Consider the following 14747-nt stretch of genomic DNA (forward strand, 5'->3'; position numbering starts at 1 on the left):
GCCTACTGTTCCAGCTCGGCGTCGGTGAGCGTGCGTGCCTCTTCTTCAAGCAAGATGGGTATACCGTCCCGAACGGGATAGGCCAAACGCGCGCTGCGCGACACCAGCTCGGCGCGTTCGCTGTGGTATTCCAAACGGCCCTTGGTTACCGGGCAAACGATCAACTCAAGCAGTTTTTTGTCCATGCTGTGATGATAACTTTGCAGCCCATAGCGGTTCCAGCAGCCGATCCAAGTCGTCCCAAAACGGGGGGTCCATCGTCTGCTGTAGTGGCACTGCCCATGCGTGGGGTGCGACCTGCCAGAGTTTTGCGGCGTCCTTCTCGGTACACAGCAGTGTGAAGCTTTGCGCAAGCTGCACATCGAATCCGGAAAAGTCAGCATGGTCACGTAGACCCAGCGTACCTGCCAGCGGAAGTTGGAGCGCCCGAAGCATCGAAAAAAAGGCCTCTGGCTGGGCAATACCTGCGACTGCGAAGAGCGGTTTCTCAATCTGCAAGGCAAGTTCCTGCAAGGCGCGTTGGGCGCCGCTTGCACCCACGGCGTACGGACCCAAGCCGCGGTGCGCACGGTGGCCGTTGAACACGGGGCGCGTGCCGGTATGAAGCACCAAGGTGGTTTGTGGCGACTGGCCAGCCGCGGCCAGCAGCGTACGCGGCCAGGGCTCGCGCAAGGGGCCGGCAGGCAAAAGCTTACCGTTGCCACAACCTCGGTTGTCAAACACGCAGATCTCTGCGTCCCGGTACAGGCCGTAATGCTGCAGCCCGTCGTCACAAATCACGAGTTCAACATCCGGATGCATTTGCAGCAGGTGCTTCGCTGCAAGATAGCGGCTTGGACCTACCCACACTGGTGCTTGGGTCGCCCGAAAAACCAGCAAAGGCTCGTCGCCGACATCTTGCACTCTGGATGCGGCATCCACCCGGGCATAGCGTCGCGTGCCACGCCCGTGCCCCCGCGACACCACGCCAACACGCCTGCCTTGGCCTTGCAGGTGTTGGACGATGGCAATGGTCGTGGGTGTTTTTCCAGCGCCACCGACGATGACGTTGCCCACCACCAACACCGGCACGGCTGCCTTGTGGCAGTGAACCATTCCCGTGCGGTAAAGCATCTGTCGCAACCCAAAGACGGCACGGTACAGCCATGCCAAAGGCAACAGAGCCAGGGAAAGCCTGCCGTCGTGCTGCCAGCTGGTTTCCAGCCAGAGGGCGATTGCATCGGTCCAGCGTTTGCTGAGGAAATTCGCAAACCTAATCTGCTTAGGAGCCGGCTGCGGCATGACCTTCAACGCGCTGTTCCACCTTGGGCGGACTGGGTTGCGAAGGTGATCTGGTGGAGTCCGGCGCTGCGGGCAGCTTCCATCACTGTTACCACGGACTGGTGCTTCGCCTGTGCATCCGCGCTGATCACCAAAACAGTGTCCTTGCCCGCTGTGGCAGCTTGGGATATCGCTGCTGCTAGCGACTGCACGCCACGGCCCAAAACAGGCTTGTTATCCACGCTGATGGCGCCCTCAGCACCCACTGCAACCACGAGCTCATTGGGGCGTTGGCGCATGGGCTCGACATCGGCAGTTGGCACGCGCACCTGCAACTGTGTGAATCGGCTGTAGGTGGTCGAGAGCATCAAGAAAATCAAGATCACGAGCAACACGTCGATGAACGCGATCAAGTTGATCTCTGGTTCCTCTATGCGGCGCCGTCGGAAATTCATGGTCTTGGAGAGCTTATCGACGGGGTTGCCGCAGGTGACGAGCCAAATGCTGCGCTGCGAGCTCGAGGGTCAACACATAGGCGTCCACCCGGGCGCGAAAGTAGCGCCAAAAAATCAAGGAAGGAATGGCCACTACCAGACCGAATGCGGTGTTGTAGAGCGCAATTGAAATGCCCTGTGCCAGCTGCGCAGGATTGCCGCCACTTAAATCGCCAGGCGTCTGCGAGCCAAAGATTTCGATCATTCCCACTAAGGTACCAAACAAGCCCATCAAGGGCGCTGCCGATGCAATTGTGGCCAAGGCGGTGAGGTGCAATTCAAGCCGTTGCACTACTGCGCGACCAGTCGACTCCATCTGTTCGCGCAGTTCTTCCGAACTGCAAAGTGGGTCGGCTTTAAGGGCACGAAAGCCGCTGGCCAGCACCTCTCCCAATGCCGAATCATTCTCCAGTTGTGCGACGACTTCGGGGCTAGGCAGTCCATTGCGCGCCACACCCAAGACCTCGCTTAGCAGATGCGGCGGCGCAACTTTGCTGGTCTTGAGGCTGATGAAGCGCTCAAAAATGATCGCCATTGCCAGCACGGAGCTCGCAATCAGGGGCCAGATCGGCCAACCAGCGGCTTGTATGATGGAAAGCAAAAGTGGGCTCCGAGCAAAGATGGGCTTACGAATTATGGCCCACTGCACATCGCGCGCTTGTTCCGTTTTATTGGCAACCTACAAGCGGTGTGGACGACGTATATGGGCGCACTAAAGAAGTCTGTCAATCGATCTATGGCGTGTTCCATTGAACTCCAATGCTGCAAATGCGGCCCTCTATGAGCAGACCGGAACCCTCTGAATCCGGCACGTTGCCGCGCATTTGGCAGGTGGGCGCTCTGTGTCGCGCGATTGCAGATGCGTTGAACAGCCGCTTCAATCCGGTGCGCGTGGTCGGCGAGGTGTCTGGTTTCGCGCGTGCAGTCAGTGGCCACTGCTACTTCTCCCTGAAGGATTCATCCGGGCAACTGCGCTGCGCAATGTTTCGTCGCGCCGCCGAACGCATGGCCTGGGTACCGCGTGATGGGGACTTGGTTGAAGTGACTGGTACCGTAGGTGTATACGAGCCGAGAGGCGAACTTCAACTGGTGGTGGATAGCTTGGCACGGGCTGGGCAAGGAACTTTTTTCGAGCGCTTTGCCCAACTCAAGGAGCAGCTGAGCAAAGAGGGTTTGTTCGATGCCCGGCGCAAGCGTTCGTTGCCCCCCATGCCGCGCGGCATCGGTGTGGTCACATCGACCGGGGCTGCGGCGTGGCACGACTTGGTGACCGCTCTGCAGCGTCGCGTGCCCCATATTCCGGTGGTGCTCGTCCCCTCTTTGGTGCAGGGCGCGGGTGCCGCCCAAGACATCATCCGCGCCTTAGAAAGTTTGTATCTTCTAAGCCAAGGTGGAAGAGCTCCTGAGGTGGACCTGATACTGCTGGTGCGGGGCGGCGGATCACTGGAGGATCTGTGGGCATTCAACGATGAGCAACTGGCCCGCGCCATTGCGCGCAGCCCGGTGCCGCTGGTGTCTGGCATCGGGCATGAAACCGACTTCACGATTGCGGACTTCGTGGCCGATTTGCGCGCACCTACGCCCACTGCCGCGGCAGAGTTGGCCAGTTTGCCCACTGCGGCCATACTGGCCGACCTTGGCGAGTTCCAGCGCCGATTGCAATCCGTCATGCAGCATGGGGTAGACCGCGAAGCGCAGCATGCCGATCGCCTGGCCGCCCGCTTGGGCCGCCCCTCCGGCTTCATTGCTCGCCAGGCGGTGTTTCTGACTGGCTACGCGCATCGGCTGCGTTCGGGCCTGCAAGCGCAAATGCATTCGCTGATGACCAAGCCGCAGCAGCACAGGCGGACGCTACCTGCAGCCGCTTTGCAGGCGACGCGCCTGCGGCGTGAGGCACTTGGTGCTTTGGCTGTGCGCTTGGAAGCGCAGAACCCATTGCGCGTTCTAGAGCGAGGCTACGCCTGGATCGTTCAAGAGGATGGGAGGTCCGTCACCACGGTCCGTCAGGCTCAGGTGGGCTTGCGCTTGATGGCAACCCTGGCAGACGGAGCGGTTGATCTGGAGGTGCTGCGTGTGCACTCAGATTAGTTTCTACAATCGGCGCATTTGCAACCAACTTTGAGGCTCCCAATGGAACATACCCTGCCTGCATTGCCATACGCCATTGACGCATTGGCTCCCGCCTACTCCAAGGAAACCCTGGAGTTCCACCACGGCAAGCACCACAACGCCTATGTGGTCAACCTGAACAACCTGCAAAAGGGAACCGAGTTTGAGAGCATGGCGTTAGAAGACATCATCAAGAAGTCCAGCGGCGGCATCTACAACAACGCGGCGCAGATTTGGAACCACACCTTTTTCTGGAGCTGCATGAAGCCCCAGGGTGGTGGTGAGCCGACGGGCGCACTGGCTGCGGCCATTGCCGCAAAGTGGGGAAGCTATTCGGCTTTCAAGGAAGCGTTTGTCAAGTCAGCAGTGGGTAATTTCGGGTCGGGTTGGACCTGGCTTGTGAAGAAACCTGACGGTTCGGTAGATATCGTCAACACCGGTGCTGCCGGAACACCTTTGACATCCGCAGACAAGGCGTTGTTGACGGTGGATGTCTGGGAGCATGCCTACTACATCGACTATCGGAATATGCGCCCGAAGTTTGTCGAGACTTTCCTTGACAAACTGGTCAACTGGGAGTTTGCCCAGGCCAACTTCGCGTAAGTGCGCAGAGCCCCTCCAGAGCCGACGCTTGCGTCGGCTTTTTTGTTGAAGCGCTACTTTTTGAAGGGCGCGCCGGATATCTTTGAGCCCACCTGCAGGCCCTTTTTACCAAACCATCCTTGGTTCATTTCCAGCACAAAACGCACTGGCCGCGCAGAGCAATGAGATTCAGTGGTTTGCGGTTTCATATTCGCCAAGTTCACGATGGTGCCGTCGTCTGCCAAAAAGGCGGCGGTCAGCGCAATGAATGTGTTTTTCATCCAAAAGCACTGCGTGCTCGCTTGAGGAAAAACAAAAAGCATGCCCTCATGCGGCGGCATGTCTTGACGGTGCATCAGCCCAATGGCCCGTTGCTCAGGGGTGACAGCCAGTTGTGCATCGATCTGGTGGAACCCGGCAAGCAGCGTCGTTCGCTCAAGCGCAAGCTGGGGTTTGTCCTGGGCGATGGCCGAGAACGCCAGGAACAAAAACACCACGCATGTGGAACGGAGGAAGATTTTCATGGGCGCATTGTCTAACAAGAGGTATCCAGCGCAAGTCGGTGGGTCCCGAATGACTTCTGTGTCCACCCACCGACTGGTTTGCTGGATATCGATGTCCTCGCTTGACGGGACTAAAATTTAACTGCCTAAGCGCACCTTGCGGGTGAACTCAACGCTGCAATGTCGGCAATTGACCCTTGATCTTTTCTTCCCATGTCCGAATACCAACACATCAAGATCCCTTCCGAGGGGCAGCCCATTACCGTGAATGCGGACATGTCGCTGAACGTGCCTAGTAACCCTGTCGTTGCCTACATCGAAGGCGATGGCGTCGGTTTGGATGTGACCCCAGTCATGCTCAAAGTGGTCGACGCTGCGGTCCATAAGGTGTATCTGGGTCAACGAAAGATCCACTGGATGGAGGTGTTTGCTGGTGATAAGGCCACCCGGGTCTATGGACCAGATGTCTGGTTGCCTGACGAAACGCTGCATGCCTTGCGGAGGTACATCGTGTCCATCAAGGGGCCATTGGCGGCCCCCGCCCGCGGTGACATCCGGTCGCTGAACGTTGCGTTGCGGCAGGAACTGGATTTGTATGTGTGCTTGCGACCAGTGCAATACGTCCAGGGCGTTCCCTCACCGCTCAAAGAGCCAGAAAAAACCAATATGGTTGTTTTCCGGGAGAACTCGGAAGACATTTACGCGGGCATTGAGTTTGAAGCGGGTAGCACAAGGGCCCAGCGAGTTATCGCGTTCTTGCATGATGAGATGGGGGTCAAAAAGATTCGATTTCCCCAGACCTCTGGCATCGGCATTAAGCCGATGTCAATAGAGGGCACTGAGCGGCTGGTGCGCCGTGCGATTTTGTATGCGATCGACAATGACAAGCCCAATGTGACCATCGTCCACAAGGGCAACATCATGAAGTTCACCGAGGGCGGTTTTCGGGATTGGTCCTACCAACTGGCCCAGCGCGAGTTCGGTGCGCAGTTGATCGATGGTGGACCTTGGTGTGTGTTGAAGAACCCCAAGAGCGGCAAAAAGATCATCGTCAAGGACGTGATTGCAGATGCGTTTTTGCAGCAAATTTTGCTGCGCCCGGCCGAGTACTCAGTGGTTGTCGCGCCCAACCTGAACGGAGACTACATCTCCGATGCCTTAGCCGCGCAGGTGGGCGGTATCGGCATCGCTCCCGGCGCTAACTTGTCGGACACAGTGGCATGCTTCGAGGCCACCCATGGCACAGCGTCAAAGTACGCTGGCAAGGACTACGTGAACCCAGGGTCCCTGATTTTGTCCGCCGAGATGATGCTGCGCCACATGGGCTGGCGAGAAGCTGCCGATTGCATTTTGAGGTCTATGGAAAAGGCGATTCTGAGCAAAAAGGTCACCTACGACTTCGCCCGCCTCATGGATGGCGCCACCCAGGTGAGCTGCTCAGGCTTCGGCCAAGTGATGATTGACCAAATGTAATCACTCCAAGTCGCTGGGGTGGCTACTATGCGGGGGCGCTGCCACGAAGAACGGCCAAGCCGGAGTCGCCAAAGCGGTTCAAGACTAGGAATTGGCTTGATTCCCAGACTTGTGTCTCCACATCGCGTGGGTGAGTCACCATTGTGCAGTGACCGATAGAATCGTTTGCATGGCCTCAGACAAACCGAAAGCCCCTCCCACCGTTCCCCTGCGCGAGCCGGACCGCGAAGGCGGATTTTCGGTCGTTTTGGAGCGCCGCACCGAGAAAGTCAAGCCGCCGCACATGTACCAAGTGGTGATGCTCAACGATGACTACACCCCTATGGAATTCGTGGTGGTAGTGATCCAAGAGTTTTTTGGCAAGGACCTGGAGCAGGCAACCCAGATCATGCTGAAGATTCACCTCGATGGGAAAGGGGTGTGTGGTGTCTATTCCAAGGATGTGGCGGCCACCAAGGTGGACCAAGTGCTTGAGGCCGCCCACAAAGCAGGGCACCCATTGAAATGTGTTAGCGAACCCGTGGAATTTTGAACACAGATCCGCCCCTTGCGCCTCCATGCTTCGAAAACGGATTACAGTCAATTACCAACGCTAGGCAGAAGGAACTCACATGATTGCCCAAGAACTCGAAGTCAGCTTGCATATGGCGTTCGTCGAGGCGCGCCAGCAACGCCACGAATTCATCACAGTTGAGCACCTGCTACTGGCGTTGTTGGACAACCCCAGCGCCGCCGAGGTACTGCGTGCATGTTCGGCCAACATGGACGATCTGCGCAAGTCGCTCTCGAACTTCATCAAGGACAACACCCCCCAGGTTGCGGGTACTGAAGATGTGGATACGCAGCCCACCTTGGGTTTTCAGCGAGTGATCCAACGCGCCATCATGCATGTGCAGTCCACCGGAAGCGGCAAGAAAGAAGTGACCGGTGCTAATGTGTTGGTTGCCATTTTTGGCGAGAAGGATTCGCACGCGGTCTACTACTTGCACCAGCAGGGCGTCACTCGCTTGGATGTCGTTAACTTCATCGCGCACGGCATCAAAAAGAGCGACCCGCCCGAGGCCTCCAAGTCGTCCGAGTCACCCCCTGAAGCGGAGGAGGGTGGTGCGGAAAAGGGCGAAAAGACATCCCCGCTGGAGCAATACACCGTCAACCTCAACCAGCTGGCCAAAGACGGCAAGATGGACCCCTTGATTGGCCGCGAGTATGAGGTAGAGCGCGTCATTCAAATTCTGTGCCGCCGCCGCAAGAACAACCCCCTGTTGGTTGGCGAAGCCGGTGTGGGCAAAACGGCCATTGCGGAAGGATTGGCCTGGCGCATCACGCAGAGCGATGTGCCCGAGATATTGGCAGAGGCGGTGGTGTACTCCCTTGATATGGGCGCGCTTCTCGCTGGCACCAAATATCGTGGTGATTTTGAGCAGCGTCTAAAAGGCGTTTTGAAGGCACTCAAGGACCGGCCCAATGCGGTTCTCTTCATCGATGAAATTCACACCCTGATCGGCGCCGGGGCCGCCTCTGGCGGGACGCTAGATGCATCGAACTTGCTCAAGCCGGGCCTGAGTTCCGGGCAGCTCAAGTGCATCGGCGCGACCACCTTCACCGAGTACCGCGGTATCTTTGAGAAGGACGCCGCACTGTCTCGACGGTTCCAAAAGGTGGATGTGGTCGAGCCTTCGGTTGAGCAAACTGTGGAGATTCTCAAGGGCCTCAAATCGCGGTTTGAAGAGCACCATAACGTTAAGTACGCGGTAGCGGCTCTACAGGCTGCTGCCGAATTGAGCGCCAAATACATCAACGATCGTCATCTGCCCGACAAGGCGATTGACGTCATCGACGAGGCAGGCGCCGCGCAGCGCATCTTGCCGCCTAGCCGGCGCAAGAAAACCATCAGCAAATCCGAGGTGGAGGAGATCGTCGCGAAGATCGCCCGCATCCCCCCGGCTAACGTGTCCAACGACGACCGAGACAAGCTCAAGACCTTGGAGCGCGATCTCAAGAGCGTGGTGTTCGGACAGGACAAAGCGCTCGATGTGTTGGCCTCAGCGGTCAAGATGGCTCGCTCAGGTCTGGGTCGGGCCGACAAACCCATCGGGTCTTTTTTGTTCTCGGGTCCCACAGGCGTGGGCAAGACCGAGGCAGCTAAGCAGTTGGCGTACATCATGGGTATTGACCTGATTCGCTTTGATATGAGCGAGTACATGGAGCGCCATGCAGTGAGTCGTCTGATTGGCGCCCCCCCGGGCTACGTGGGATTTGACCAAGGTGGTTTGTTGACCGAGGCGGTGACCAAAAAGCCTCACTGCGTTTTGCTGCTTGATGAAATTGAAAAGGCCCATCCGGACATCTTCAATGTGCTGCTGCAGGTGATGGACCACGGCACCTTGACCGATAACAACGGGCGCAAGGCAGACTTTCGCAATGTCATCATCATCATGACAACCAATGCGGGCGCCGAGACCATGAACAAGGCCACCATCGGCTTTACCAACCCACGTGAGGCGGGTGACGAAATGGCGGACATCAAACGCCTTTTCACACCCGAATTCCGCAACCGGTTGGATGCGACAGTGAGCTTCAAGGCGCTTGACGAAAACGTCATCCTGCGGGTGGTGGACAAGTTCTTGTTGCAGCTAGAGACCCAGCTTGCCGAGAAGAAGGTGGACGTGACTTTCACCGATGCCTTGCGCAAGCACCTTGGCAAGAAGGGTTTCGATCCGCTGATGGGTGCCCGGCCAATGCAACGCCTGATTCAAGACACCATTCGCCGCGCTTTGGCGGACGAACTTTTGTTTGGTCGGCTCACGGACGGTGGCAGATTGACCGTCGACTTGGACGGTACTGATGAGAGCAAAACCGAGGTCTTGCTCGACATCCAGCCGCTACCCAAGAAAGAAGGCAAGTCCAAGCCGGAAGAAGCTACTGCGAGTTGAGGCGCTGTGGTTATTCATCGGCTTGATCGCTGAAAGTGTCCAGTGAAATGAGTCTGCTTAAGGGATCAGGTACGCCGCCCGTATCTGCTCCACCCGCTTGCGGTTGACGCCAAAGTCACGCCGGCCTAGGCGGCTGGCCGAGCGAACGTGGATGGTATTGCTGGCACGGTCAAGCCAAAATTCCACATCGTCTGTGAAGCGCAGTAGCGGCGTTTGGCACTGTGCGTAGAAATAGTCGGTTTGGCGCTCCACGATGCGCACCCCGTCCATGGATTGCAAAATCTGCTCAATTTTTTTGACTGACGCCTGTGCGTCCTGGCCAGCCTCGAAGGAGGCGATGCTTGCGTAGCGTTGTTGGGGGTGGTCCGGGTACAGATCCGCTTGGCTGCTCACACTGTTGGGCGACAATGACGGCGGCTTAAGGCGGCCCTCCTTGACACCTAGATTACGGGGCGGTTTGCCCTCGAGCAGCCCAAACCGGCCTGCGATGACGGTGACCATGCTGGCACCCAAAATGACCAATACAACGATCCCAATGACATTCATCGTGCTTGCTCCTGATGTAGAACCGACGCCCGAAATGTCGGGCCATCGCTCCACGCAGAATACCGCATGCCCACACCCGGCCTCTGTTCGCTGGATGCTACGTGGGGTGGCTGTGATTCTCGCTCTAGTTCTCTCCGCTTGCTCGACTACGCCGGTTACAGAACCTGCGCCACCCACGACTGCCGTGCCTGTGCCAGCGGCCAAAGTACCTCCACGTATTGGATTGGCGCTCGGCGGCGGCGCCGCCCGTGGTTTTGCCCACGTGGGCGTCATTCAGGTGCTGGAGGAGGCCGGCATCAAGCCTGTGGTGGTGTCTGGAACCTCTGCCGGTAGCTTGGTTGCCGCCCTGTACGCCAGTGGCAAGTCTGGTGGGCAATTGCAGCAAGTTGCCGAGGCCATGGAGGAGGCTACGTTTGCTGACTGGACGTTGCCCATCTTCAACCGCGGCGTCCTGCGCGGCGACGCCTTGGCCCGCTATGTCAACGCACAAGTTGGATCGCGGCTCATTGAGGACATGGTGATACCGTTGGGCATTGTGGCGACCGACCTGCAGTCCGGTCAGGACGCTGTCTTCCAGCGGGGCGACACCGGAACTGCAGTACGCGCTTCGAGCGCGGTGCCGGCTCTTTTTCAGCCGGTGCGAATATCGGGGCGAGAGTACGTGGATGGTGGCCTCGTGTCGCCAGTGCCAGTCCGCGCGGCCCGACGGATGGGCGCCGAGTTGGTGATTGCGGTCGACATTTCCAGCGCACCAGAAGGCAATCTGGCAAGCGGCACCTTGGAGATTTTGCTGCAGACCTTTGCCATCATGGGGAAAAGCATCAACACATTCGAGCTGCGAGACGCCGACATCGTTGTTCGACCCTTGTTAGTCGGTGTATCCAGCGCAGATTTTGGCGCCCGCAAGCGCTCGATCGAAGCGGGGCGACAGGCCATGCTGCAGGCGCTACCTCAACTGCGCGCCGCCATCCTCGCCAAGACTCGTTAGCGCCGGCTTGAGGACCGGGGGAATGACAAGGCTACTGGCGCCGCAGGTCCCGTGTGAAGGGGAATTCTTTGCTGGCCGCCACATGGATCGTTGCAGGTGGCACCACCAGCTCGCCGGGCGTGTGCCCCATTGGCAAGAACCGCGACAGTCGGCGGCTCTCGGCTTCGTAGGCATTGACGGGAAAGCTCGCGTAATTCACTCCGCCGGGGTGTGACACACAGTACTGGCAGCCGCCCAATGAGCGATTCATCCAAGTGTCTACGATGTCGAAGGTCAATGGCGCGTGGATGCCGATGCTGGGATGCAGGCTGCTGGGCGGGTTCCAAGCCTTGTAACGCACACCGGCGACAAACTCGCCTACGGTGCCGCTGTTTTGCATCGGTAATGCGGCGCCGTTGCAGGTGATGGCGTAGCGGCTCTCGTTGAGGCCGGTCACCCGCACCTCGATGCGCTCCAGCGACGAGTCCACATAGCGCGCTGTGCCACCACCGCCACTTTCCTCGCCCATAACGTGCCAAGGTTCCAGCGCGTTGCGCAGCGTCATTTCGATACCGGCGGTTTGCACTGTACCCACTACGGGGAAGCGGAACTCGTAGTGCGGCGCAAACCAGTGCGCATCGAAGGCATAGCCCGCCAAATTCATTTCGGAAATGACGTCTTCAAAGTCCATCTTGATGAAAGTCGGCAGCATGAAGCGGTCGTGCAGTTCGGTGCCCCAGCGGGTGGCTGGAGCCTTGTAGGGCGTCTTCCAAAAGCGTGCCACCAAAGCGCGCAGCAGAAGCTGCTGCGCACTGCTCATGTGCGGGTGCGGCGGCATTTCAAAGGCGCGCAACTCCAGCAGACCCAAGCGGCCGGTGGCGGAGTCGGGCGAATACATCTTGTCAATCGAAAACTCGCTGCGGTGTGTGTTGCCGGTGGCGTCGATCAGGATGTTGCGCAGCGTGCGGTCCACCAACCACGGGGGCATGCTTTGGCCGTACAGCGCGCGGTTCTTATAGATTTGCTCAACGGCGATCTCCAACTCGTACAGCTGGTCATTGCGGGCTTCGTCCACGCGCGGTGCCTGGCTGGTTGGGCCGACAAACATGCCACTGAACAGGTAGCTCAGTGAAGGGTGGTTGTGCCAGTAGAGCAGCAGGCTGGCTAGCAGCTCCGGTCTGCGCAGAAACGGGCTGTCGGCGGGTGTCGCACCGCCCATCACGAAGTGGTTGCCTCCACCGGTTCCGGTGTGGCGGCCATCGGTCATGAACTTTTCGGCAGACAGCCGGCATTCGAAGGCAGCGTTATAAAGAAACTCGGTGTTGTAGACCAGATCTTTCCAGCTGCTCACCGGATGGATGTTGACCTCGATCACGCCCGGGTCAGGGGTGACCTGCAGGAGTTTGAGGCGTGGGTCGCGCGGCGGTGGGTAGCCCTCGAGCACGATCTTGACCTTGAGTTCGGTCGCCGTGGCTTCAATGGCGGCGAGCAAATCGAGGTAGTCCTCCAGCAACTCCAGCGGTGGCATGAAAACGTACAACACGCCGGACTTGCTGCCCACGGCTTCGGCCTTGGGACCGTTGGCGCGCCGCGGGTCGCGCACTTCAACACAAAGCGCAGTGCGGGTGATCCAGTGGGCGCTCTCCCCTAGTTGCGGTGCGCGCGCAAAGTTTGCAGGCTCAGGCTGGCTGCCACTGCGGGCGTTGGCCGCCACGCTGCTACCCGTGCCGCCCGCATTGCCGGCATTCTTAGCGCCTATGCTGCTTTGCATTTTTCGCACCGCTTCGCTTGGTGCTGCGTGACCAGCCAAGTACGGCGTAGCACGTGTTGTAGACGCCGCAGCAATTGCGCTGGCCGGTGACGCAGCGGGTCCGTTTGCCGCCGAACCCTCACCAGCGGCGCCGCCCGCAGCTTGTGTCCTCTGGGCGCCCATGGCACCGGGCGCATAGCGTGCCGCGAAGCTGGAATGCGTCGGCAATGCGCCTCGCTCGGTGGCCGGGTCGCGCTCAATCAGGTACGGGTAGTCGCCCTCGCTGACCCACGGAAGCGAGTCCAGCGGCAGACGCAGTCCCATCGGCGAATCACCGGGCACCAAGTACATGCGCTCGTCCCTGAAGAACCAGGGACCGGTAGTCCACTCGGGGCCGGTCAGGCGTGGGCCTGCGCTTGGCTTGACCGGCAGCACATAACCGACCACCGAATCGAGCTTTTGCTCGAACACTCGGCGCAGGCGCGAGCGCTCCATCTCATCCTCGAGTTTGGAGTTAAAGGGGTCGACGTTTACCGGCAAGCGGCGTTCGCGCCAAAGGTAGTACCAAGTGTCTTCGTAGGCCGGTTGCACGTACTGGTCAGTAAGACCGAGCTTCGATGCCAGTGTACGGACGAAGCGCCCCGCTTCTTCGCTGCGGTATTGGGTGGGGTCCCGCTCGTCGGTGAACAGATCGGGATTCTTCCAAACCGGTTGTTTGTCGGTACGCCAATAAATGTTAAGCGCCCAGCGGGGCAGTTGTTCGCCGGGGTACCACTTGCCTTGGCCGAAGTGCAAAAAGCCGCCTTGACCGTACTCGTCGCGCAGCTTGTGTACCAGGCTGGTGGCGTAGCCACGCTTGGTGGGGCCCAGTGCGTCGGTGTTCCATTCGGCGGCGTCACGGTCGGCCATGGCCACGAACGTGGGCTCGCCTCCCATGGTCAATCGCACATCCCCTGCGACCAGGTCTTGATCGACCGTGTCGCCCAGCGCCATGATGGCCTGCCACTGCTCGGGCGTGTAGGGTTTGGTGACCCGGGGCGATTCGAAAATGCGGGTGACCTGCATGTGGTGGCCAAACTCCACCTCGCACTCGTCAACACCGCCTTCAATCGGCGCAGCGCCTGAAGGCAGTGGTGTGCACGCCAGCGGAATGTGGCCTTCGCCTGCCAAAAGACCAGAGGTCGCATCCAGACCGACCCAGCCCGCGCCGGGCAGGTAGACCTCGCACCAGGCGTGCAGGTCGGTGAAGTCCACTTGGGTTCCGCTGGGGCCATCCAGCGATTTGACATCCGGGGTGAGCTGAATGAGGTAGCCCGACACAAAACGCGCCGCCAGCCCGCAGTTACGCAAGAGCTGCACCATCAGCCAAGCCGAGTCCCGGCAGGAGCCCGAACCCTTGGCCAGCGTTTCTTCCGGGGTTTGCACGCCAGGCTCCATGCGGATGGTGTAGGCGATGTCGGTGTGCACCATCTGGTTGAGGTCCACCAGAAACAGCACGCTGCGGCGCTTGGTGGTGTCGATCTTCTTAAGGCAGTTGGCTACCAACGGGGTGAGCGGATCGGCGTGCAAGTAAGGCCCAAGCTCTTGCTTGAGTTTGGCCTCGTACTGGAATGGAAACTCCTCGGCATCAGGCTCCAGAAAAAAGTCGAACGGGTTGTACACCGCCATTTCGACGACCAAGTCCACCGTGACCTTGAACTCCTTGGTTTTTTGTGGGAACACCAAGCGCGCTTGGTAGTTGGCAAACGGGTCTTGCTGCCAGTTCATGAAGTGGGTCGTAGGCTCGATCTTGAGTGAGTACGACAAAACCTTGCTGCGGCAGTGCGGCGCTGGACGCAGGCGCACGACCTGGGGCCCCAGTTGAACCAGCCGGTCGTAGCGGTAGTGGGTGACGTGGTTGAGTGCGACGTGAGTGGACATGTGCGGGGCTCGGTGGGTAGTGCCAAAGGCTGACGGCTTGCGGTCGATGGTAGCAACAGTGCGTGTTCGGGCGTCTGCTGGGCCTGGGTTGAATTAGCAAGAGCCGCGCCACGCCGCAGGGCAGCCGCCCGAGTTCGATTGCGAATGCGGAGCATTTGCCCAAGGGGCGTGCTGTTGCCAACGCTACATTGCCGCGGCCGCAGTGATGCC

Annotated in this window: 13 protein-coding genes; 6 read left to right on the plus strand and 7 right to left on the minus strand. The window is 59.2% G+C overall.

The genetic code is table 11. The features are described from left to right. Window positions 1–2: 2 nt before the first annotated feature. From ACILRC_RS05890 to ACILRC_RS05905, 4 genes are read right to left on the minus strand one after another with little or no spacing between them, the layout of a single operon-like run. Window positions 3–185: a Trm112 family protein gene (locus ACILRC_RS05890; protein WP_395668427.1), complete on the minus strand. Its 183-nt coding sequence runs from the start codon at window positions 183–185 to the stop codon at window positions 3–5. Next, window positions 166–1281, minus strand: coding sequence for a tetraacyldisaccharide 4'-kinase (gene lpxK, locus ACILRC_RS05895; protein WP_395668428.1), 1116 nt, complete (start codon window positions 1279–1281; stop codon window positions 166–168). Before lpxK ends, ACILRC_RS05890 begins: the two co-directional genes overlap by 20 nt. A 5-nt stretch (window positions 1282–1286) precedes the next feature. Further along, on the minus strand, window positions 1287–1715 hold the full coding sequence (locus ACILRC_RS05900) for an ExbD/TolR family protein (protein ID WP_395668429.1): 429 nt from the start codon (window positions 1713–1715) through the stop codon (window positions 1287–1289). Between the two features lie 13 nt (window positions 1716–1728). Beyond that, complete coding sequence (locus ACILRC_RS05905; RefSeq protein WP_395668430.1) at window positions 1729–2355, minus strand: MotA/TolQ/ExbB proton channel family protein; 627 nt, start codon at window positions 2353–2355, stop codon at window positions 1729–1731. Window positions 2356–2534: 179 nt separating this feature from the next. Here ACILRC_RS05905 and xseA point away from each other — a divergent pair, with 179 nt between their 5' ends. Then, on the plus strand, window positions 2535–3842 hold the full coding sequence (xseA, locus tag ACILRC_RS05910) for an exodeoxyribonuclease VII large subunit (RefSeq protein ID WP_395668431.1): 1308 nt from the start codon (window positions 2535–2537) through the stop codon (window positions 3840–3842). Window positions 3843–3884: 42 nt separating this feature from the next. Continuing rightward, entirely contained in the window at window positions 3885–4466 is a 582-nt protein-coding gene (locus tag ACILRC_RS05915; protein ID WP_395668432.1) for a Fe-Mn family superoxide dismutase, read from the plus strand. Window positions 4467–4519: 53 nt separating this feature from the next. Here the strand turns inward: ACILRC_RS05915 and ACILRC_RS05920 are convergent, their stop codons facing one another. Further along, window positions 4520–4969, minus strand: a complete 450-nt coding sequence (locus ACILRC_RS05920; RefSeq protein WP_395668433.1) for a DUF192 domain-containing protein — start codon at window positions 4967–4969, stop codon at window positions 4520–4522. Between the two features lie 192 nt (window positions 4970–5161). On the opposite strand from ACILRC_RS05920, the gene icd reads away from it, so the two are divergent. The 3 genes from icd (at window position 5162) to clpA (ending at window position 9354) form a co-directional block, all read left to right on the plus strand. Further along, on the plus strand, window positions 5162–6421 hold the full coding sequence (gene icd, locus ACILRC_RS05925) for an NADP-dependent isocitrate dehydrogenase (protein ID WP_395668434.1): 1260 nt from the start codon (window positions 5162–5164) through the stop codon (window positions 6419–6421). Window positions 6422–6590: 169 nt separating this feature from the next. After that, on the plus strand, window positions 6591–6953 hold the full coding sequence (clpS, locus tag ACILRC_RS05930; RefSeq protein WP_395668435.1) for an ATP-dependent Clp protease adapter ClpS: 363 nt from the start codon (window positions 6591–6593) through the stop codon (window positions 6951–6953). Between the two features lie 79 nt (window positions 6954–7032). Then, window positions 7033–9354: an ATP-dependent Clp protease ATP-binding subunit ClpA gene (clpA, locus tag ACILRC_RS05935; RefSeq protein ID WP_395668436.1), complete on the plus strand. Its 2322-nt coding sequence runs from the start codon at window positions 7033–7035 to the stop codon at window positions 9352–9354. A 57-nt stretch (window positions 9355–9411) separates the two neighbouring features. Here clpA and ACILRC_RS05940 read toward each other — a convergent pair whose 3' ends face one another. Beyond that, a complete protein-coding gene (locus tag ACILRC_RS05940; RefSeq protein ID WP_395668437.1) occupies window positions 9412–9900 on the minus strand; it encodes a DUF1499 domain-containing protein in 489 nt (162 codons plus the stop codon). 94 nt (window positions 9901–9994) lie between these two features. Here ACILRC_RS05940 and ACILRC_RS05945 point away from each other — a divergent pair, with 94 nt between their 5' ends. Beyond that, a complete protein-coding gene (locus ACILRC_RS05945; RefSeq protein ID WP_395668438.1) occupies window positions 9995–10888 on the plus strand; it encodes a patatin-like phospholipase family protein in 894 nt (297 codons plus the stop codon). 31 nt (window positions 10889–10919) lie between these two features. Here ACILRC_RS05945 and ACILRC_RS05950 read toward each other — a convergent pair whose 3' ends face one another. Further along, window positions 10920–14537: a DUF2126 domain-containing protein gene (locus tag ACILRC_RS05950; RefSeq protein WP_395668439.1), complete on the minus strand. Its 3618-nt coding sequence runs from the start codon at window positions 14535–14537 to the stop codon at window positions 10920–10922. Window positions 14538–14747: the final 210 nt, after the last annotated feature.

The organism is Rhodoferax sp., from assembly GCF_044236835.1.
Taxonomy (GTDB): domain Bacteria; phylum Pseudomonadota; class Gammaproteobacteria; order Burkholderiales; family Burkholderiaceae_C; genus Allorhodoferax.